The following is a 21836-nucleotide window of genomic DNA, read 5'->3' as shown; positions in this document are numbered from 1 at the left end:
AAGAGCAGGAAACAGCAAAGGCAGAAAAACCCCAAAAGGATGCGCCAACATGGCAAATGCACTCCCCGACAAGTTGCTCCCGGGCGCGCCCTACCCGCTCGGAGCCAACTGGGACGGTCTGGGCGTCAACTTCGCGGTGTTCTCATCGAACGCTCATCGCATCGAGGTATGTCTCTTCGACAGCACCGGCCGCAAGGAACTGATGCGCTTCGACCTGCCCGAGTGCACCGACGAAATCTGGCACGGCTATCTCCCCGGCGCGCACCCCGGCACCGTCTACGGCTTTCGCGCGCATGGCCCGTATCAGCCGCAGCAAGGTCATCGCTTCAATCCCCACAAGCTGCTGCTCGATCCCTACGCGAAAAAGCTCGTCGGCCCCTGGCGATGGTCCGACGCCCTCTTCGGCTATCGCGTGCATTCGAATCGCCTCGACATGTCGATGGATCGCCGCGACTCCGCACCCGCGATGCCCAAATGCATCGTCACCGACGACGCCTTCGACTGGTCGCGCGACGTGCGCCCCGACACGCCCTGGGGCGAAACCATCGTCTACGAAACGCACGTGCGCGGTGCATCGATGATGCGCCACGACATCCGCCAGCACGAACGCGGCACCTTCGCCGCGCTATCGTCGCCTTGGTTCATCGAGCACTTGCAGAAGCTCGGCATCACCGCCGTCGAATTTCTTCCGGTGCACGCGTTTCTCAACGACCGCTTTCTCGTCGAACGCAGTCTCAGGAATTACTGGGGCTACAACACCGCCGCGTTCTTCGCGCCCGAGCCTTCCTATCTGTCGACGCATCGGCTCAACGAAATGCGTATCGCCGTACGTCAACTGCACGCGGCGGGCATCGAAGTGATTCTCGACGTCGTCTATAACCACACTTGCGAAGGCAACGAACTCGGCCCGACCGTCTCGTGGCGCGGACTCGACAACGCAAGCTACTACCGCCTCATTCCCGGCGACGAACGTCACTACATCAACGAAACCGGCTGCGGCAATACGGTGAATCTGTCGCATCCGCGCGTCTTGCAGATGGTGATGGACTCGCTGCGCTACTGGTGCACGGCGTTCAACATCGACGGCTTCCGCTTCGATCTCGGCGTCACGCTCGGCCGCGAAGGCCACGGCTTCGATCCCGGCTCGGGCTTCTTCGATGCCGTGCGCCAGGATCCCGTTCTCTCCACGCGCAAGCTCATCTCCGAGCCGTGGGATATCGGGCCGGACGGCTATCAGGTCGGCAATCATCCGCCGGGCTTCGCGGAATGGAACGACAAGTATCGCGATGGCGTCCGGCGTTTCTGGCGCGGCGATGCCGGCATGCGCCCCGATCTCGCCGCGCGTCTCACCGGCTCGGCGGAACTTTTCAACCGGCGCTTCAGGAAACCATGGGCGTCGGTGAACTTCGTCGCGTCGCACGACGGCTTCACGCTTGCGGACGTCACCGCGTATTCGCACAAGCACAACGAAGCGAATCAGGAAGGCAACAACGACGGCCACAACGAGAATTGCAGCGCGAACTGGGGCATCGAAGGTCCGACCGACGATCCCGCGATTCTCGAAGTGCGCGCGCGTCTCGCCCGCTCGATGATCGCGACGACGCTGCTCTCGCTCGGCACGCCGATGCTTCTCGGCGGCGACGAATTCGGCCGCACGCAGCAGGGCAACAACAATGCCTATTGCCAGGACAACGAGATTTCGTGGATCGACTGGGACGCGGCGCAAAGCCCCGCCGGCGTCGAGATGACGGAGTTCGTCGCGAAAGTTATTGCACTGCGCAAAAACTACCCGGTGTTGCGCGAAACGCGCTTCCTTTACGGCGACCGCGAAGTGCTGCCGGGACTCTACGATGTCAGTTGGTTCGATGAACGCGGCAACGCGCTCGCGATCGAAGCATGGCAGGATCCGGAAGGCCGCGCGCTCACGCTGCGGCGCGCGGGCCCGGGCGTCGACGGTGAAATCGACGTGCTGCTGCTCATGTTCAATGCATCGTCGCAAACGCTCGTGTTCACACCGCCCGCGCCGCACTTGGAATGGAACGTGCTCTTGGATAGCGCGGAGCCCGATTCGGTGACGCGGCCTCTCGTCGGCAGCGAGTTGGAAGTGGCCGCGCACAGCGTCGTGGTGATGCTGGCCGAGCCGACCGGCGATGCCGACTGGCAAGCGGTCTGGATGGCGGGCGCGCATCAGGGGCCGCGTCTTCTGACGGCATTGCCGCCCGATCCGGGCACGATGCCCTCGCATCGCGATTCCGAGATCGATTCGCCTCACTGACGCACAACCCATACGCAGTCCACCGCAGCATTAGAGGCAGGAAATCATGTCCGAACGTCCGATCGATCCGCACAAGCATCAATATGCGTATTGCCTTCCTTTCGGCGCTCATCTAACGGGCGCCGCACGCGACAATCCGCGCACGCGCTTTCGTTTCTGGGCGCCATCGCGCGATGCCGTGCAAGTGGAAATCCTGCGCGCGGGCGGCACGCCCGAACGCGTCGACATGCAGCCGACCGGCGACGGTTGGTTCGAAGCCGAAGCCGATGGCGGCGCGGGCACGCTGTATCGCTATCGGCTCGACGAGGACCTCGCCGTGCCCGATCCCGCCTCGCGCTATCAGCCGCAGGACGTGCATGGACCGAGCGAAGTCATCGACCCGCGCGCGTATCGATGGACGCACACGAACTGGCACGGCCGGCCGTGGGAAGAAACCGTGCTTTACGAACTGCACGTCGGCGCGATGGGCGGTTTCGCGGGCGTCACCGCGCGCCTGCCCGAACTCGCGCAACTCGGCGTGACGGCCATCGAGCTGATGCCGCTCAACGATTTCTCCGGCACGCGCAACTGGGGCTACGACGGCGTGTTGCCCTACGCGCCTGACTCGGCGTATGGCCGTCCCGAAGATCTGAAGAGGCTCGTCGACACCGCGCACGGTCTCGGCCTGATGGTCTTTCTCGATGTCGTCTATAACCACTTCGGACCAGACGGCAATTATCTGCACGCGTATGCGAAAACCTTCTTCCGCGAAGGCGTGAACACGCCGTGGGGCCCGGCGATCGACTTCGAGCGCCCGCAAGTGCGCGACTTTTTCTTCGACAATGCCCTGTACTGGCTCAACGAATATCGTTTCGATGGCCTGCGCCTCGACGCGGTGCACGCGATCAACGATGACGAATGGCTGCGCGAACTGGCGCATCGCATCCGCAGTTCCGTCGAGGCGGGGCGTCATGTACATCTCGTGCTCGAGAACGAGCACAACACGGCGAATCTGCTGGAAACGCATTTCGACGCGCAATGGAACGACGACGCGCACAACACGCTGCACGTTCTGCTGACCGGCGAGGACGAGAGCTACTACGGCGCGTATTCCGACAAGCCGATCGAAAAGCTCGCGCGCATTCTCAGCGAAGGCTTCGCGTATCAGGGCGATCCGTCGCCGATTCATGACGGCAAGCCGCGCGGCGAACCGAGCGCGCATCTGTCGCCCACGCGCTTCGTCGCGTTCCTGCAGAACCACGATCAGATCGGCAATCGCGCGATGGGCGATCGCCTGCGCGCATTGACCGACGACGAATCGCTCTTCGCCGCAACCGGCCTTCTGCTGCTTTCGCCGCAGATTCCGCTGCTTTTCATGGAAGAGCAATACGGATCGAGGCAGCCGTTCCTCTTCTTCACCGACTATCACGATCAACTCGCCGATGCGGTGCGCGAAGGCCGTCGCAAGGAATTCGCGAAGTTCTCCGCATTCACCGACGAAAAGCGCCGCGCGCAGATTCCCGATCCGAACGACGAGAAAACGTTCGACATGTCCTCGCCGAAGATCAGCGACAAGCAGGACGAAGAAGACCGGCTCGAATGGCTGCACTTCTATCGATCGGCGTTGACGGTGCGCGCGAAGCTCATCACGCCGCGTCTGAAGGGCGCCAAAGCGCTCGGCGCGGACGTGCTCGGCGACAAGGCGCTCGTCGCGCGCTGGAAGCTCGGCGACGGCGAAACGCTCTCCATCGCGCTCAATCTCGGCGACGCGGCTGTCGCGCTCGACAAGCAGCCGCCGGGCAAGATCATCTTCGAGACGCCGGCGCGCGCGCAGGATCGCGTGCGTAACGGCGAACTCGGCGCTCGCACGTTCCTCGCGTGGATCACCGGCGAAGTGAACGAATATGCGATTGCGCACGACGCGCGCCGCTTCGAACCGGCATCCGCGGAAGGAAAAGTCTCGTGAACGCCGCCGCGACGAAAACGACCCAGACGGGCGCCACGCGTTCCGTGAGCAGCATCGAGGCGCTCGCGGAGCGCGCGGGCTTCGAGATCGAATGGCAGGACGCGCACAAGAACACGCAGCGCGTGCCTGAAACGACGCTGCGCATTCTGCTCGAAAAGCTCGGCCTGCCGTGTGGCAACGCCGCGCAGATCAAGCAGAGCATGAACGCCGTCGATGCCGAAATGAGCGGCCGCAAGCTGCCGCCGCTCATCACCGCCGAAGTGGATCGCGGCATCGCGCTGCCGGTGTCGGCGGCGAAACAGGGCGCGCGCTATCGCATCGAACTCGAAAGCGGCGAAGTGATCGACGGGCGCTTCACGTCGCCGAAGGGCGAGACCGCGCTGCTCTCGCCGATCGCGGAGCCGGGCTATCACACGCTCGTCATCAACGACCATCGCACGACGCTCGCGGTCGCGCCCGCGCGCTGCTACACCATCGACGATGCGTGGCGCACGCTGCACGAAGATGCGGCGAAGGCGCCGCCGCTGTGGGGCGTCGCGGCGCAAGTGTATGGCTTGCGGCGTGACGGCGACGGCGGCATCGGCGATTTCACCGCGCTCGCATCGCTCGCGACGCAAACTGCGAAGCGCGGCGGACATGCCGTCGCGATCAGCCCGATGCACGCGATGTTCAGCGCAGAGCCGAACAAGTTCAGCCCGTATTCGCCGTCGTCGCGGCTCTTTCTCAACATCGCGCACGTCGATCCTGCCGCGGTGCTCGGTGCGCCTGCCGCGCGCGCCGCGATCGACAAAGCGGGCGTCGCGAAGGAACTCGCCGAACTCGAAGGACTGACGCTGATCGACTGGCCGCGCGCATCGAACGCGCGCCTCGCGATTCTGCGCGCCCTCTTCGACGCGTTTTCCGAAGATCGCGATTCGCCCTTCGCGAAAGACTTCGCCGCATTCGTCGAGGAAGGCGGACGTCCGCTCGAAGACCATGCGCGCTTCGAAGCGCTGCAGGCCGCGCAGATCGCGCAAAACGGCGAAGGTCACTGGCGCAACTGGCCCGAAGCGTTGCGCGATCCGCGCAGCGACGCGGTGACGGAATTCGCCGATGCGCATCGCCGCGAGGTCGATTTTTATCTCTTCACGCAATGGCTTGCCGCGAAGGGACTCCTGCACGCACAACACGCCGCGCGCGATGCGGGCATGGCGGTCGGGCTCGTCGCGGATCTCGCCGTCGGTTGCGACAGCGCGGGCAGCCACGCATGGTCGTATCGCGATGAAATGCTCACGGGCGTGTCGGTCGGCGCGCCGCCGGATCTATTCAACCAGGCCGGGCAATCGTGGGGACTCACGACGTTCTCGCCGCGCGCGATGCGTACGCAAGGCTTCGCCGCGTTCATCGACATGCTGCGTTGCGCGTTCAAATGTGCGGGCGGCATCCGCATCGATCACATACTCGGCTTGCGCCGGCTGTGGCTCGTGCCCGAAGGCGAAAGCGCGAAGGACGGCGCGTATCTGCGCTATCCGCTCGAGGACATGCTGCGGCTGATCGCGCTCGAATCGTGGCGGCATCGCGCGATCGTCGTCGGCGAGGATCTCGGCACCGTGCCGCCCGGCTTTACCGAGCGCTTGCAGGAGCACGGCTTGCTTGGCATTCGTGTGCTGTGGTTCGAGCGCGAAGTGGACGGGCCGGGCTTCAAACCGCCGCGCGAATGGGACAGCGGCGTCACCGCGACGACGACGACGCACGATCTGCCGACCGTCACCGGATGGTGGCGCGGCGAGGACATCGTGTGGCGCTCGAAGATCGGCCAGACGATGGCGCGCGCCGATGGTCGCGATGCCGTCGAAGCCGCGCTCGAGGAACGCGGCGAAGATCGCGCGCATCTGTGGCGCGCGTTTCAGGACGCGGGCATCGCACCGGATGACGTGGAGGCGCCCGATATCGACAATGCGCCCGTCGACGAGGCGCTCGCCTTCGTCGCCGCGACGCCCGCGCCGCTCGTCACCTATCCGCTCGAAGATTTGCTCGCGCTCGTGGAGCAGCCGAATCTGCCCGGCTCCATCGACGAGCATCCGAACTGGAGAAGGCGCATCACGCGGCCCGTCGACGAACTGTTTCTCGACGATGCCTTCGCCGATCGCCTGCTCGCCGTCGATGCCGCGCGCAAGCGTTCCGCGCAACCGAACGAACCCAAATCGAAACCCGAATCACCATGACCGTACCGCGTTCCACGCTCAGGCTTCAGCTTCACAAGGGCTTCACTTTCGACGATGCCGCCGCGCTCGTGGACTACTTCGCGCTGCTCGGCGTGAGTCACGCGTACGTCTCGCCGATCACGACCGCGACCGCCGGCTCCACGCACGGCTACGACGTCGTGGACTACACGGCGGTCAATCCCGAACTGGGCGGCGAGGACGGCCTGCGGCGCTTCGTCGAGAAGCTGCGCGCGCACGAGATGGGACTGATCGTCGATATCGTGCCGAATCACATGGGCGTGGGCGGCTCGGAGAACGCGTGGTGGCAGGACATCCTCGAATGGGGACGGCATGCCGCGCATGCGCGCTTCTTCGACGTCGACTGGCATTCGCCCGATCCCGCCTTGCGCGGCAAGGTGCTCGCGCCGTTTCTCGGCGCGTCTTACGGCGACGAGTTGCAGGGCGGCAAGATCAAGCTCGCGTATCGCGCGGATGAAGGGCGCTTCGTCATCGAGTATTACTCGAACGTGTTTCCAGTCTGTCCGGTCGATTACCCCGCCGTGTTCCAGGAAGCGCCCGAGCTCGCGCAACGCTTCGTCGGCCTGACGACGCAGCCCGCCGATCAGCCGCGCGCCGCCGATGCGCGCACCGCGCTCATCACCATCGCGCAGACGGAAGGCGGCCAGGCCGCGATCGAGGCGATTCTCGCGGCGCATTCGCCGGATACGTCGGCGGGTCGCGACCGGCTGCATCGGCTGCTGGAGCGCCAGCATTATCGGCTGGCATGGTGGCGCACCGCCGCGGACGAAGTGAACTGGCGGCGTTTCTTCGATGTGAGCACGCTCGGCGGCGTGCGCGTCGAGCGGCCTGAAGTGTTCGAGGCATCGCATGCGCTCGTGTTCCGGCTCTTCACCGAAGGTCTGATCGATGGTGTGCGCGTCGATCACGTCGATGGTCTCGCCGAACCGCGCGAGTATTGCCAGCGCCTGCGCGCGCGGCTCGAAGAGTTGGCGGCGGAACGGCCCGAGGCGTTGCGGCATGGCAATGGGCGCACGTATTTCGTCGTCGAAAAGATTCTTGCGCGCGGCGAGCCGTTGCGCCGCGACTGGCAGGTCGATGGCACGACCGGTTACGACTTCATGAACGACGTCGGCGCGCTGCTGCACGATCCGGCGGGCGCGGAGCCGCTTGCCGCGCTTTGGGCCGAGATCACGGGCAAGAGCGCATGCTTCGCCGACGAAGCGCTCGCCGCGCGCCGCAAGATCCTCGCGGAGAATCTTGCGGCGGAACTGGATCGCGTGACGCGCGCGCTGCATCGCATTGCACGCGATGCGCAGACCACGCGCGATTTCACATTCACGTCGATACGGCGCGCGGTCGCGGAACTCGTCGTGCAGTTTCCGGTGTATCGCATCTATCCCGTGGGCGGCGTGCGCAGCCCCGATGACGAGCACTTTTTCGCGCAGGCGCTCGAAGCCGCGCGCGCGGTGCTCGCGCGTGCGGACCATGTGGTGCTGGATCAGGTCGCGCAATGGCTCGGCGGCAAGCTGCCCGATGAACTGCCGCAGCCCGAGCGTGGCGAACGCAACGACCGTCCCGAACGCGGCCGGGATCGCGCGGCGGAGCGCAATCGCGAACGTGAGCGCGATCGCAATCAGGCGCAGGCGGGGCCGAATCCCCCGTCGTCGAGCGGCTCGCAGCGTCGCGCGGCGCAGACGCTGTTCTCGCAGCTGACATCGCCCGTGGCGGCGAAGGCGGTCGAGGATACGGCGTGTTATCGCTACGGACGGCTGATTTCGCGCAACGAAGTGGGCGCCGATCCGGGCGAGTTCGCGTTGTCCGTCGATGCGTTTCACGCGGGCAATCGCGAACGCCTCGATGCGTTTCCGCACGCGATGCTTTGCACGGCGACGCACGATCACAAGCGTGGCGAGGACGTGCGCGCGCGCATCGCTGCATTGAGCGAAATTCCCGACGAATGGGCCGCGACGCTCAGGCAATGGTCGACGTTGAACACACCATTGCGACGCGGCCCGAGCGGCGGACATGGCGAAACCACCGGTATCGACGACTGGGCGCCGGGGCCGGCGGCGGAAGCGATGCTGTATCAGACGCTCGTCGGATGCTGGCCGACCACACTCGCGCCCGATGACGAAGCGGGCGTTCGCGAACTCGCCGAACGTGTCGCCGGATGGCAACTGAAGGCGCTGCGCGAGTCGAAGACGCGCACGAGCTGGTTTGCACCCGACGAAGCGTATGAGAACGCGTGCAGGGACTTTCTGTTCGATATCGTCGCGCCGCAGCGCCGCGATGGCTTTCTGCGTGAGTTATCGGCGTTCATCACGCGGCTCGGACCGCTCGGCGCGATCAACAGCTTTCAGCAAACGCTTTTGCGGCTCACGTCGCCGGGCGTGCCGGACCTTTATCAGGGCACGGAGTTGTGGGATTTCAGTCTTGTCGATCCGGACAATCGTCGGCCTGTCGATTATGAGTTGCGTCGCAAGTGGCTTCTCGAGATCGAAGAGCAAGGGCCGCCTTCGGAGCAATTGGCGAACTGGCGCGATGGGCGCGTCAAGCTTGCAATCGTGCGGCGAGCTTTGGCATTGCGCAAGCATTGCGAGTCGTTGTTTGCGCAGGGCGAGTATTTGCCGCTCGAGGTCGAGGGCGAGCATGCGGGGCGCGTGATTGCGTATGCGCGGCATGCGGGGAGCGCGTTTGCTGTCGTTGTTGCGACGCGGCTTGCAGCGCCGCTGCTGGACGTCGGGCGCGACGTGCCGCTTGTCGAGGCCGAGCGTTGGGGCGATACCGCCATCGTGTTGCCAGAAGCGCTGCATTCAAGGGCTTTGTTTGACTGGCTCAGTCCTAGTGCGCCTAAAGCCGATGGGGCGAGGTTGTTTTTGCGCGATGCGCTTGGGGTTATGCCGGTGGCTTTGCTTGTTGAGGAAGGGGTGCCTAAGGCTTAGGTTTCTGCTTTTCGCTTTCGCTTGTTGCTTTCGCTTTTTCTTTTGCTTTCGCTCTTGCTTTCGCTTGTCGCCGGATCCCGGTTTCGCGTCGGTCTATTAGCACTGCCCCTGTGCGGGGCGGCACTCACTTTCTTTGCTGCTGCAAAGAAAGTAAGCAAAGAAAGCAGCTCGTTAAGCCCGCGGTCACACGCAATTTGGGTAGTCCTCTCGTCCACGGTGGCACTCGCCTAAAGAGTGCCCTCATCACAATAACGGGGCTTGGATCGCGCGCGGTCCGCCGCCCAATAACTTCGAGCGCGCTGGTTCAGCACGAAATAGCTTCGGCACAGCGCTACGCGCTGCCGCCGGGTCTGCAAGGGAAACCGGCGTGATCCACGCGCGGTGAGATGGAGACGTTAGTAGAGAAGCACATGCATCCCCGATTGACCCATCGGCCGCGAAGCGGGCTGGAGCTATTTGGTGCTGAACCAGCTTGTTGTGTGGTGCGATGTGACAGACCGTGCGCGAGCCAAGCCCGATGGGGCCTATGAGGGCACTCTCTAGGCAGCCCACGATGGACGAGAGGACTACCCAAATTGCGTGTGACCGCGGGCGTATCGGGAGCTGCTTTCTTTGCTTACTTTCTTTGCAGCAGCAAAGAAAGTGAGTGCCGCCCCGCACAGGGGCAGTGCTAATAGACCGACACGACAACGGGATCCGGCGAAATCACTAGCGAAAGCGAAGAAAAACCCAAAAAGGTCATTCCGCTTCCTCAAGCGCCTCCTCCCGCGGATACACCCGAACCAGCACAATCCTCGGCCCCTTCATCTTCTTCACGACGATATCGAACCGATCGAACTCCACCCGCTGCCCTTCACTGGGCAAATCGCCCAAAGCATTGATAACGAGCCCGCCAACCGACTCCGCGCGTCCTTCATCGATATCGATCCCCAACGCGCGCTCGAGCGAAACAACCGGCAAGCTGCCCTTGCCCATCAACGTGCCGTCATCCATGCGCGACCAATCGGCATCGCCCTGACGAAACTCGTCGTGAATCTGCCCCACGAGCGCGCCAAGCAGGTTATCGAGCGTGATGAAACCGATAGGCTTCGCGCCCTTGCGCCCAACGATCGCCAGATGCGGCGCGCCCTTGCGAAAGCGCCGAAACAGCTCGAGCGCCGACAGATTCGGCGCAACGTACTGCACCGGCCGCACATGACGCGAAAGCTTGTCGATCTTCCCGACCGCATCCTTCGAAAAGTTGAAGTGGATGCCACGCGCGCCGCCATCGCCTGAAAGCAGAAGGTCCTTCAGATGGATCATGCCGATCACGCGCTCGCCCGACGCATCGGCGAAAAGCGGATAGCGCGAGAAACGATGCCGCGCGATCACGGCGAGGTTGTCGCGCATCGGCAGATCATTGCGCAAGCCGACCAGCTCGTGCGCCGGACGCATCAGATCCGACACCGTCATGCGACTAAAATCGAGCGAATGCGCGATCGTATTCCACTCGTCCTCGTTATACGAGGAGCCGCCGCCATGACGGCGCCCGCGCAGGATCAGCTTGAGCTCGTCCGTGGAGTAATGCGCGTCGTGACCATGTTCGGCCGAAATGCCGAAAAGACGCAGCACGAAGTTCGCGCTCGTATTCAGCACCCAGATGAACGGATACATCAGCCAGTAAAAGCCATATAGCGGCGTGGCAAGCCACAGGCCCACCTGTTCCGCGCGACGGATGGCCCACGACTTCGGCGCCAGTTCGCCAACGACGATATGCAGGAACGAAATGACGGAAAACGCGAAGAAGAGCGAGATCGAGTCGATCAGCTTCTCCGACTCGACGCCGAGCAGTGCAAAGAGCGGATGAAGCAGCGCCGCGAACGCGGGCTCACCGATCCAGCCGAGTCCGAGCGATGCCAGCGTGATGCCGAGCTGACATGCGGAAAGATAAGCGTCGAGCTGCCCGTGCACCTTTGCGAGCAGTCGGCCAGGCAAGCCATTGGTGCGTGCCAAGGCCTTGACGCGCGTGGCCCGCAGCTTGACGAGCCCGAACTCCGCCGCGACGAAGAAACCATTCAACGCGACGAGCAACAATGCGCCGATCAGCGCGACAACCTGAGCCAAAGCAACTCTCTTCGAAAGTGGAAAGCGTCAGTATATGGGTGACAGCTGATCGAAAGTCAATTACATGCCCGCGACCGGCACGCGCACCGATAACGTCACTTCGGCGTTGTCGGCGATATCGCTGTGCTCGAACGCGCCGCCATGCGCCTCCGACACGCGCTTGCACAATGCGAGGCCCCATGCGATGCGTCCGCCTTCGCGCGGCTCGAGCGCCTGACGCCGCGCGAACGCTTCGAGCACGTGCGGCGAGGCCGTATCGCTGAGCGCCTGTGCCGATGCCGTGAATTGCACGTCCGTGCGCCACATGCTGCCCTCGACGTTGCTCGACACACGCACCGTCGCGCCCGCGGGACTCGCTTCGGCGGCGAACGCGAGCATGAGCCAGAGCGTCTGCAACAGACGTTCGCCATCGCCTTCGACTTGTTCTTCCGCGAGCGGCGAATCGATGTCGATCGTCACGTCACGCGCGCGCGCGACGCCGGCACGCGCGAGCGCCGCGCTCTTTTCCAGAAGTGGTCGCAACGCGACCGGCGCGAGCGCGACCTGTAGCGCCTTGGTCTCGGCGCGCGTCGTATCGACCGATTGCTCGATGAGCTTCACCTGTTGCTCGACGCCCGAGCGAATGCCCGCGAGCGCGCGCTGCGCGGCGGCATCGTTGGCGTCGACCTTGCGCTCCAGCACATAACCCCAGCTATGAATTGCGTTGAGCGGGCCGCGCAAATCGTGCGATACGACCGACAGCACATGATCGCGCATGAAAAGCGCAGCCTCGGCTCGCAGATGCGCGATGCGATCCTTTGCGCTGGGCTCGCCGTCCGGCGCGTTCGCCGGCGATACGATCAGCGTCACGCAATCCGGGCCCGGCAGCGCGATGATCGAGAAGGCGCGCCGCGCGTCGTCTTCGCCGAAGCTCACATGCGCGCGACGCGTGCCGTTGCCTGCGAGCGCGGCATCGGCAGCCTCGGCGAGCACCGCAGTGAGCGGCCGCGGCAACGGCGTGTCGGCGAGTGCGCGGCCGTTCAGCGCGGCGGGATCGAGATCGAAGAGATGAGCGAGAACGGAGTCGGCGGAGAGGCATCGCTGGGCGGCGTCGAGCACCAGCACGCCGTCGTTTCCTGCGACGGCCGCATCGAAGGACTTGTCGCCTTCGGGTTCGACCGTACTGGAAAAAGACGTTGTCACGGTTGTGGATCCTTGGTGTATCGGTGTTGCGGTTGATGTCGCGGAAGCTGGATGCGTAGTAGCAGTGCGCGTATTGGCCTGACGAACGAGGACGCGCGAGAAACCTTGCAAGTCATTATATGTGAGCGCCTACCACGCCTGCGGCAGCGGTGCGCAACGCGCTCCGCTGCGCCGCTCGCAGCAATTCGCGTGCACGACCGATTCGGCATCATGCGCATGCGTTTTCATTCGACGCTCGCACAAGATGCTATCGGCGAACTATTGCGACACGTCATGTGTCGGAAGGGAAGGCCTCGTGGTTCACGCGCCTTTCGCTTACCAGCACTTCGCGAAAATTTCAATCGAACGATCGCATCCGATCATCGTGTTACGTGTGCAAACCCACTGACAAATACGGGTTTTCCTTGTTAAATAGCTTCTGTCGCACAGACAGCGCACTCTCCGGAAGTGTACGACGGTCCGGAACCGGCGCATTTCGTTCAACTTCAGCGCGCTTGATGCCAGGCCAAGGCACAAGTGCGCAGACCTCTTTGGCCCGCGCCGCATTGACGGCAATACGTACGAGCGAAACTAATCGCTTCATGCGTTGTCACGCAATGGCCCGCCCGTAACGGGCGAGCATGCAGGGTTCGTAGCCCTGCGTCATAGTCATAAAATCAAGCTGCGCTAAAGCCGGGGAAAAACCGTTCAATGGCTTCATTTCGAAAGAACTTCACGATATTGATGACGCTGCAGGTATCCACATACCTCGCACCGTTGCTGACGCTGCCATGGCTCGCACGCGTCCTCGGCCCCAGCGAATACGGACGCCTTTCGTTCGGCCTCGCCTTCACCGCATACTTCATCTCAATCACCAATTACAGCTTTTCGCTGACCGCGACGCCGAAGATCTCGATCAATCGTCAGAGCCGCGAAATGCGCTCGAAGCTGTTCTGGGAAACCATCGTCACGCAGGCCGCGCTTGCATTAGCTGGCTTCTTCGTTGTCATCGCGCTGACGTCGGTCGTACCTTATCTGCAAGAGAACCGCGAGTTGCTTCTCATCGGCTATGGTCAGGCAGTCGGTGCAATGTTAATTCCGACGTGGTACTTTCAGGGCATCGAAGATCTCGGCATGTTGAGCCTGTTCGTATTCATCGGACGTGCCCTCAGCATTCCTGCGATGTATCTCTTCGTGCGCGAGCATGACGATGTCCATAAGGCGATGGCCGTCAATGCTCTGGTGCCGCTGCTGTCGGGCATCGCGATTTGCACGTACCTTTATCTGCGGCGCGAGCTCGACTTCGTGCGCGTGTCGCTCCGTACCATCGTCGTTCGTCTGAAGGACGGATGGAGCGTATTCATGGCGACGTCGATCGTCGACATCTATGCATCGAGCAACATCGTGCTCCTGACATTTATTTCGGGTAATGTTGCAGCAGGTTATTTCGCCGCGGCCGACAAGCTGATCCGTGCCGCGTTGAACATGCTTCAGCCGCTCAAGACCGCGGCCTATCCGCGCGTGAGCTTTCTCATGCATCACGCAAAGGATGATGCGTTTGCATTCCTGCGCAAGATGTTCGTCGTGCAAGGCCTGATCGTGTCGCTGATCTCGGTGTGCATCTTCTTCGGCGCGCCGCTTGCAGTAAAACTCTTGTATGGGCCGAAGTTCTTGCCTACCGTAGAGGTGTTGCGCTGGATGGCATTCGTGCCGTTGATGGTCGGCCTGACGGATCTGTTCGGTGTTCAGACGATGCTGCCGCTCGGCATGAAGGCACAGTTCAGCCGCGTGCTGATGGCCTCCGCGGTACTGAATTTCAGCTTGCTTGCCGTGCTGGCGAAGCTCTTCGGCGAGCAAGGCGCGGCGGCTACGGTGCTGATCGTCGAGACGCTGGTTGCTGCGGCCATGGCCTTCACGCTGCATCTGCAAGGCGTGCCGTTGCTCAAGCGTCAGCGCCCGATCGCGGGAGGAAGTGCCGGGTCTGAAACGACGTGAACCCTATGGGGAAATACGTCGTAGCTAATAAGCTTTCCCAGGCTGCATATTCGCTTTTCCATAAATGTGAAACTGGCGTGTTAAAAACAGTAACAAGTGATTCTAATGGTAACGCATTTATCGAATCACGCGCTTTAACAAAGCTTTGTTTTGCACCCGAAGAGCGCAGCGGATGCTTTCGACTTGCGCTCTACTCCAAAGTTGCATTTAAGTATGTGAGTCAACGAACCGACCTATGCAGGTCGAGTCGTTATCTTAATGGTATGAGCAGCATTTAATTAAGAGAGCCTGCAGAATGGAAACAGAAGAAATGTCGGTCGAGCATGTACAAAGGCTGGCCGATCAGGCCGAGAGCCTGCGCATGCAGTCGGTCGCGGTACCGCTCAAGGATCTGCAGATCCTTCTGCAGATTTGCGAGACGGCGATAGCTCAGCAGAATGCTGCGGCCGCCAAATAAGCTTTATTTTCCGTATTCGTCAGCACGATTTCGCTGACTTCACGATGTTTCCAAAAAAGACCGACATCGGGGCGCCCATCCGACCAAAGCTGATTGGTCCGGGAGCTTGCGGCAGGTAAATCCAGGCTTGTCATCAGGCTTGACGGGGCTCTTGGCATCCCCGTGCGCAAGGAACGAGTAATGCTATGCCGGATCTCGTGTGTGCTTTTCGGACGCGTATTCAAATCGTGCGATTAGTACTCGCCACGCATATCCCGGCTTTTTGACGCGTTCCTCGAAGTGGCCATAAACCGCCGCTTCGGATGCGTTCGCCCTGCGTGAACGTGTCACGTCATTTTCCATAACGACTAGACCATTCCTTCTCATTGCGTATCGCCGCGGGCGCTCGGCGCAACGCCATTCGAAGAGTTGAATATGAAAGAGATCGTCCATATCACCGAAGCCTTCGGCGGCGGTGTACTGTCCATGCTGACGCAGCTTTCCAATCGCGCGGCGGCCGCTGGCGTCGGCGTAACGATCCTTCATTCGATCCGGCAAGAAACACCCAATAATTTCGCCAAGCTCTTCCATCCGGCAGTAAAGCTAACCTACGTCAGCATGTTCCGCGAAGTGAGCGTGAAGAATGACCTGACGAGTCTCTGGAGCCTCGTCCGCAAGTTGAAGGAGTGCGATCCATCGGTGATCCATCTGCATTCGTCGAAGGCGGGCGTTCTCGGACGCGCGGCCGCGCGCATCGCCGCGCCGCGCGCACGCGTGTTCTATTCGCCGCACGGTCTCGCGTTCCTGCGCCGCGACGTGTCGCCCGCGAAGCAGTTTGCTTATCTGAGCTTCGAGCGCATCGCCGCGAAGCTCGGCGGCACCATCGTCGCGTGTTCGAAAAGCGAGCTCTCCGAGATCGAAACGAAGATGCATGCGCGACGTGCCCGCATGATCGAAAACGGCGTGAACGTTCCGGAGATTCCGCCGCGCGTCGACACGAACGCGGGCGGCATCGTCATCGGCATGAGCGGCCGTGCGATGTTTCAAAAGAACCATGAAGCGTTCGTGAAGCTCGCGAGCGAGTTGTCCAACCCTTCGGTGCGCTTCCTGTGGATCGGCGGCAACGAAACCGAATTGCCCGCCGGCACGCCGAAGGATGCCGTCGCGTGCAGCGGCTGGGTCACGCGCGATCGGGCGCTCGAACTCACGGCTGGGCTCGATATCTATGTGCAGACGTCCCGGTGGGAAGGCATGCCTATCGCACTCATCGAGGCGCAGGTCGCGGGCATTCCCGCCGTCGTCACCGACGTGGTCGGCAATCGCGATGTCGTGCAGCACGGCGTGACCGGCTTCGTTGCATCGAACATGGAGGATATGGCGAAGTACATCGCGATGTTGCGCGATGACCCGTCGTTGCGCGCACGCATGGGGGCCGCAGCGAGAGCATCCGCAAGCAAGCGCTTCTCGATGGACGCGATCTTCCGTCAATGGCTTTCGATGTACGAGTTCGGCTCCGACAAGCCCACGCGCGAGCCGCTCGGCGCGAATGAGGTTGCATCGTATGAAACCAGCTCCGATTCACAGTTCTGACGCCCTGCACATGGATACGACAATCGCCACGAACAAGCTCGTCTATAACGGCCGCTTCACGAGCCAGAAGACCACCGGCGTGCAACGCGTCGCGCGCGAACTCGTCGCCGCGCTAGGAAAGTTGCCGCAAGGCTCGCATGTGACGCTCGCGGTGCCGCCGCAGGACGGACTCGATCCCGTGCAAGGCGTTCAGACCGTCAAGCTCGGCTTCGGCAAGGGCGTCTTCTGGGAGCAGATCGTCCTGCCGCTCTTCGCGGGGCGCTCGCGTATCGTGAATCTTTCGAACTCGGGTTCCATCTTCCGCCCGAACCAGATCATCTACATGCACGATGCCGCGGTGTTCGATACGCCCGCGCATTTTTCGTGGAAGTTTCGCACCTGGTATCACGTGATGTTCTGGATTCTCGCGCGCACGTCGAGCTGCGTGCTGACGAATTCGAAGTTCTCGCGCGACCGGCTCGCGCATCATGTCGGCGTGCCGGCGGAGCGTATCGGCGTGGTGCCGCTCGCGGCCGATCACCTCGATCAGATCACGCCCGATCTTTCGGTGATCGACGAGCTCAAGCTCACGAAGCGGCGTTACGTGCTCGCCGTGAGCAGCATGAATCCGACGAAGAACTTCAAGCGCCTCGTCGAGGCGTTCATGCGTCTGAGCGATCCGTCGATCGATCTCGTGATCGTCGGCATGAAGAACGCCGCGATCTTCGGCAAGGCGCACGATCTGTCGAGCGCGCCGAACATCAAGCAGGCGGGCTATGTCAGCGACGAAAAACTGCGGGCGCTCTACCAGAATGCGGCGTGCTTCCTCTATCCTTCAATCTACGAAGGCTTTGGCATTCCGCCGCTCGAAGCCATGCGCAACGGTTGCCCGACACTCGTCGGACGCGCGGCCGCATTGCCGGAAACGTGCGGCGATGCATCGATCTATTGCGACCCGTACTCGGTCGAAGACATTTCGAACAAGTTGCGCGAGCTGCTGGATTCGCCTGAACTGAGCGAAGACCTGAGACGTCGCGGCCTCGCGCATGCCGAGCGCTTCCGGTGGACGGAAAGCGCCCGCTTGCTGATGCAGTTCATCGACAAGCCATGATGGCAACGACGTCACATCATTCCCACGCGCCCGCCGAAGCACGGCGCGCGCTTACATGAGGGCCGAATGTCGATGCGAACTCTGGTGGCTGCCGTCTCGCTCTTCGGTGCGCTGTGCTGCGCATCCGTTCTGATCTATGCGCGCAGCGGCACGTCCGACGCCTATTCCAGCAAGCACTCGGCAACGCACAAGGCGGACGCCGTGAGCAGCGCGACGCCCAGGATCGCGTGCGGAAACGGATCGACGGGTGTGTTCTACGGCATCGCGGGACATCTGGAACATCACGGCGCCTACGGCACGAGCGATTACGACTTGCAGATTTCACAGCTCCGCGATCTCGGCGTCACGATGTATGCGCAGGATGTATCGAGTGAACGAAGCGCGCATATGGTGGCGGATTTCGCGCGCGCGGCGGCGAAGCAATGCATCGGCGTACTCGCGCTCGTCACGCCCTTCGAGCCGGAAAAGCGCGCGAACGAGCAGGAAACTTTCGAGCGAGGCTATGCGCTCGGCAAGACGGCGGGAAGCGTGCTGAAGGGACTCGTAACGTACTACCAGGTCGGCAACGAATACGACAACTGGTCGATACTCGGCTCGGATCGCAGCGGCGAGCATCCGCAGGACTACGACAACGCGATGTTCATGAAAGCGCGCGGCTCGATCCTCGGTCTGATCAAAGGCATACGTGAGACGAATCCCGACGCGAAGATCCTGCTGACGTCGTTCAGCTGGCTGCATTACGGCTTCACGGACATGCTGTATGCGGGCACGCAGCCCGACGGCTCGCGCGGCCATCCGATTCCGCAGTGGGATATCACTGCATGGCATTGGTATTCGAACATGGGTTCGATCACGGCGGCGGGCGACAAGAAGGTCAACGTGCTCGAACGCCTGCGCGACAGTTATGGCAAGCCGATCTGGATCACCGAGTACGGCGTGCGGCCCACGCACGCGGACCCGGGGGGCTATCTCATCGGCAAGGACGCATTGAAGGGATTCGTGTCGCTCGCGAAGACCTACAACATCCAGAACGTGACGTTGTACGAGCTATACGACGATCAGCGCTTTGGCGGCGATGGCAACTACGGCGTGATCCACGATGACGGTAAAACGCGCAAATCGCGCTTCAATACGGTGCGCGACTTCATCAAGGCCAATCCGATGCCATGAAACCGCAATCTATTCGTGTTACGAATGAAGTATGGGCGGAACTTGCGATTATCGCGTGAAAATGGGCTTGCGCAACGGGGGACCCCACCCTTATGACGCCCGCAACGTTCGCTACATAACAGACGCATGCAGTTTGTGTCCGGAAGATAGATTCAGCACCGTTTTTTCCGGACTCAACGTATCGTTTTACAGCAAGCGATTCGTAGGGCTTCGCGAGTTTCATCCGCCGAATCCCGAGACGCGGTTCCGAGGCACGGAGTGTGCTTCCAAGGAATATCGCACTCCGACGAGCCAACGCGCTTCGTCACGCGAACTCGAAGCATCGCGCGCTTCGCCCGCTTTTAAGAGCCTTTCGCGTCTTTAGTCTGTCTGGAAGTTCCGACGGCCCTGCGCCGGATCAAATAACACGTAAGACGTACCGCGGACATGTCGCGCGGGCTTTCTGTTTTTTCTCGGCCCGGGAAACAACGCTCAACTTATCGACTTATCGAACTGAGGACGCGCCATTGAACACCCTCTATGTCAACTCCGGATCCTCGCGCCCTGGCAAGGACGACGGCGAATTCACCGCGGGCGACATGCTCAGGCTCCTGCGCGATCACCTTGGCATGCTGTTCCTGTTCATCGGGATCACGGCCGCGCTCGCGACCGCCTATGCGTTTCTTGCCACGCCCATCTATTCGTCGGATGTCGTGGTGCGGGTCGATCCACCTGATCCGAACGCGCTCGGCATCGCGCCGCAAAACCAGGCGCAGATGCAGCAGGCTCAACCCACGGCCACGCAGCTCGCGCCCGCGGAAATCTCCGTGATGCAGAGCCGCTCCGTGCTCGAACCGGTCGTGAAACAGTTCCACTTCGACATCAAGGTCAAGCCGGACACGTTCCCGGTGCTCGGTCAGATCGCTTCGTTGTTCGCGAAGAAGGGACATCTCTCCCCGGCATGGTTCGGCATGGATTCGTACGGATGGGGCGGCGAGTCGCTGCAGATCGGCCGCCTCGATGTGCCGCCTTCGCTCGAAGACCAGAAGCTCGACTTCGTTCTGCTCGACAACAACCAGTACGAACTCCGCGACCCCGACGGCGCGGTGCTCGTGCGTGGCACGATCGGTCGTCCGGCATCGGCGAACGGCGTGTCCATTCTCGTCAATAGCGCGCTCGGTCATCCGGGCGTGCACTTCGACGTGACGCGCCTCAACACGCTCGACGCGATCGCGATGATGAAGAAGACGATGAAGGTCGCCGAGTCCGCGAAAGACACGGGCGTCGTGCAGATCACGTTCAACGCCGACGATCCCGCGCTGACCGCCGATGTCGCGAACGCGCTCGGCCAGGCGTATCTGACGGCAGCCGTGCACGCGCGTCAGGCCAACGACACGAAGACGCTCGAATTCATTCGCGGAGAATTGCCGCGCCTCGAAAGCGATCTGCGTCGCGCGGAAAGCAACTTGAGCGCGTTCCGTTCGAAGTCGCAATCGGTGACGCCGCTCAACGAAGCGCAGGCCTATCTGCAAGGCAGCATCACGTCGATGCAGCAACTCGCGACGCTCAAGCTGCAACGCACGCAACTCTTGCAGCGTTTCCAGCCCACCAGCCCGCAAGTCGTCAATCTCGATCAGCAGATCGCGGAGCTCGAAGCATCGAACAAGCAGATTCAGCAGCGCTTCGACAGCATGCCCTCGTCCGAGCGCCAGAACGCGACGCTCACGCGCGATGCGCGCGTGGCCGAAACCATCTACATGGGGATGGTGAACAAGGCGCAAGAGCTGTCCGTGCGCCGCGCAAGCACGAGCGGCGGCGCGCATATCGTCGATAACGCGCTGCGTCCGTATCGTCCGGTGAAACCGAACAAGGCGCTCGTGATCGCCGCGGGCACGGGTCTCGGCTTTTTCATCGGCACGTTCTTCATCTTCCTGCGCCGCCACGCGATGATCGGTGTGACCGATCCGATGTTCGTCGAGCGCCGTCTTTCGGTGCCGGTACTGGGCGAAGTGCTGTATAGCCGTCAGCAGGCGATGCTCGATCACGAGATTGCCGTATCGCCCGTGGAGCACGCGCCGCTCACCTACTCCGGCGCTCAGGACGGCGGCGCGCCGAAGGCGTTGCCGCATATTCATCTGCCAGAGCACGACGCGTTCGCGATGCCGCACGTCGCCGACACGGACCGCGACGCCCGCGTGCTGGCGACGCGCTTCCCGCACGATCCGGCCGTCGAGGCGCTGCGTGCGGTGCGTACCGAGCTGTATCGCGATCTCGCCAATGCGCCGAATAATATCGTGATGCTGACGGGCCCGATTCCGTCCGCGGGCAAGAGCTTCGTCGCGGCGAATCTTTCGGTGCTGCTCGCGGAAATCGGCCTGCGCGTGCTGCTGATCGACGGCGACATGCGGCGCGGCCACATCGCATCGTTCTTCAAGCAGTCGAATCCGGGCGGTCTCTCGGAAGTGCTGAAGGGCGAACTCGCGCTCGGCGATGCGATCCGTTATGTCGGCGTGCCGGGACTGTCGTTCATGTCGTGCGGCGGCTATCCGGAGAATCCTTCCGAACTTTTGATGATGCCGGGCTTCCGCAACATGCTCGCGCGCATGAGCGATCAGTTCGACCTCGTGATCGTCGATACGCCGCCGTTCCTCGTCGTCACCGACGCGGCGATCGTGGCGAGCGATGCGGGTTCGACCGTGCTCGTGCTGCGCTCCGGCATCCAGAGCGAGGAAGAGATCGAGGAAACCGTGAAGAAGGTGCAGCGTTCGGGCGGCAGGCTCGTCGGCTCGGTCTTCAACGCGATTCCGCGACGCCCGAGCAATCGCCGCAGTTATGGTTACGCGGCGGCATATACGAGCACGTTCAAGTCGATGACCTAACCGCGGCGCATAATCGAGCGCAGCGGATGAAGCATCGCGCCGCGTGCCTGTCACGCGGCGCTTCACG

General features: G+C 62.3%; 12 protein-coding genes. 10 read left to right on the top strand and 2 right to left on the bottom strand.

Features of this window, described 5'->3' with window-relative positions; genetic code table 11:
- Positions 1-49: 49 nt before the first annotated feature.
- The 4 genes from glgX to treY are packed head-to-tail and all read left to right on the top strand — an operon-like array spanning position 50 to position 9366.
- Complete coding sequence (glgX, locus tag NCT05_RS16305) at positions 50-2275, top strand: glycogen debranching protein GlgX (RefSeq protein ID WP_250502722.1); 2226 nt, start codon at positions 50-52, stop codon at positions 2273-2275.
- A 46-nt stretch (positions 2276-2321) separates the two neighbouring features.
- Positions 2322-4220 carry a malto-oligosyltrehalose trehalohydrolase gene (gene treZ / locus NCT05_RS16300; protein WP_250502721.1) on the top strand — a complete coding sequence of 633 codons (1899 nt, stop codon included), beginning with the start codon at positions 2322-2324 and terminating at the stop codon, positions 4218-4220.
- Positions 4217-6424 carry a 4-alpha-glucanotransferase gene (malQ, locus tag NCT05_RS16295; RefSeq protein ID WP_250440378.1) on the top strand — a complete coding sequence of 736 codons (2208 nt, stop codon included), beginning with the start codon at positions 4217-4219 and terminating at the stop codon, positions 6422-6424. The genes treZ and malQ overlap by 4 nt, the downstream gene beginning before the upstream one ends.
- Positions 6421-9366, top strand: coding sequence for a malto-oligosyltrehalose synthase (gene treY / locus NCT05_RS16290; RefSeq protein ID WP_250502720.1), 2946 nt, complete (start codon positions 6421-6423; stop codon positions 9364-9366). The genes malQ and treY overlap by 4 nt, the downstream gene beginning before the upstream one ends.
- A 738-nt stretch (positions 9367-10104) precedes the next feature.
- Here the strand turns inward: treY and NCT05_RS16285 are convergent.
- Together NCT05_RS16285 and NCT05_RS16280 are read right to left on the bottom strand one after the other, a co-directional pair.
- Positions 10105-11469: a hemolysin family protein gene (locus NCT05_RS16285; RefSeq protein WP_008354020.1), complete on the bottom strand. Its 1365-nt coding sequence runs from the start codon at positions 11467-11469 to the stop codon at positions 10105-10107.
- Positions 11470-11529: 60 nt separating this feature from the next.
- A complete protein-coding gene (locus NCT05_RS16280; protein ID WP_350029891.1) occupies positions 11530-12651 on the bottom strand; it encodes a sensor histidine kinase in 1122 nt (373 codons plus the stop codon).
- Positions 12652-13341: 690 nt separating this feature from the next.
- On the opposite strand from NCT05_RS16280, the gene NCT05_RS16275 reads away from it, so the two are divergent.
- The 6 genes from NCT05_RS16275 (at position 13342) to NCT05_RS16250 (ending at position 21769) form a co-directional block, all read left to right on the top strand.
- The gene (locus tag NCT05_RS16275) at positions 13342-14625 is read left to right on the top strand and encodes a flippase (protein WP_033536876.1); all 1284 of its coding nucleotides are present in this window, start codon (positions 13342-13344) and stop codon (positions 14623-14625) included.
- 295 nt (positions 14626-14920) lie between these two features.
- Positions 14921-15082, top strand: a complete 162-nt coding sequence (locus NCT05_RS16270) for a hypothetical protein (protein WP_160297408.1) — start codon at positions 14921-14923, stop codon at positions 15080-15082.
- A gap of 414 nt (positions 15083-15496) precedes the next feature.
- Entirely contained in the window at positions 15497-16651 is a 1155-nt protein-coding gene (locus NCT05_RS16265; protein WP_008354025.1) for a glycosyltransferase, read from the top strand.
- 10 nt (positions 16652-16661) lie between these two features.
- The gene (locus NCT05_RS16260) at positions 16662-17741 is read left to right on the top strand and encodes a glycosyltransferase family 4 protein (protein ID WP_175983194.1); all 1080 of its coding nucleotides are present in this window, start codon (positions 16662-16664) and stop codon (positions 17739-17741) included.
- 66 nt (positions 17742-17807) lie between these two features.
- Entirely contained in the window at positions 17808-18911 is a 1104-nt protein-coding gene (locus NCT05_RS16255; protein WP_250502719.1) for a glycosyl hydrolase, read from the top strand.
- 506 nt (positions 18912-19417) lie between these two features.
- Complete coding sequence (locus tag NCT05_RS16250) at positions 19418-21769, top strand: polysaccharide biosynthesis tyrosine autokinase (protein ID WP_008354028.1); 2352 nt, start codon at positions 19418-19420, stop codon at positions 21767-21769.
- Positions 21770-21836 lie beyond the last annotated feature (67 nt).

Source organism: Caballeronia sp. AZ7_KS35 (assembly GCF_023631045.1).
GTDB classification, from domain to species: domain Bacteria; phylum Pseudomonadota; class Gammaproteobacteria; order Burkholderiales; family Burkholderiaceae; genus Caballeronia; species Caballeronia zhejiangensis.
Note: the sequence above shows the minus strand (reverse complement) of the source record. Positions and strands in the feature narration are given on the sequence as shown.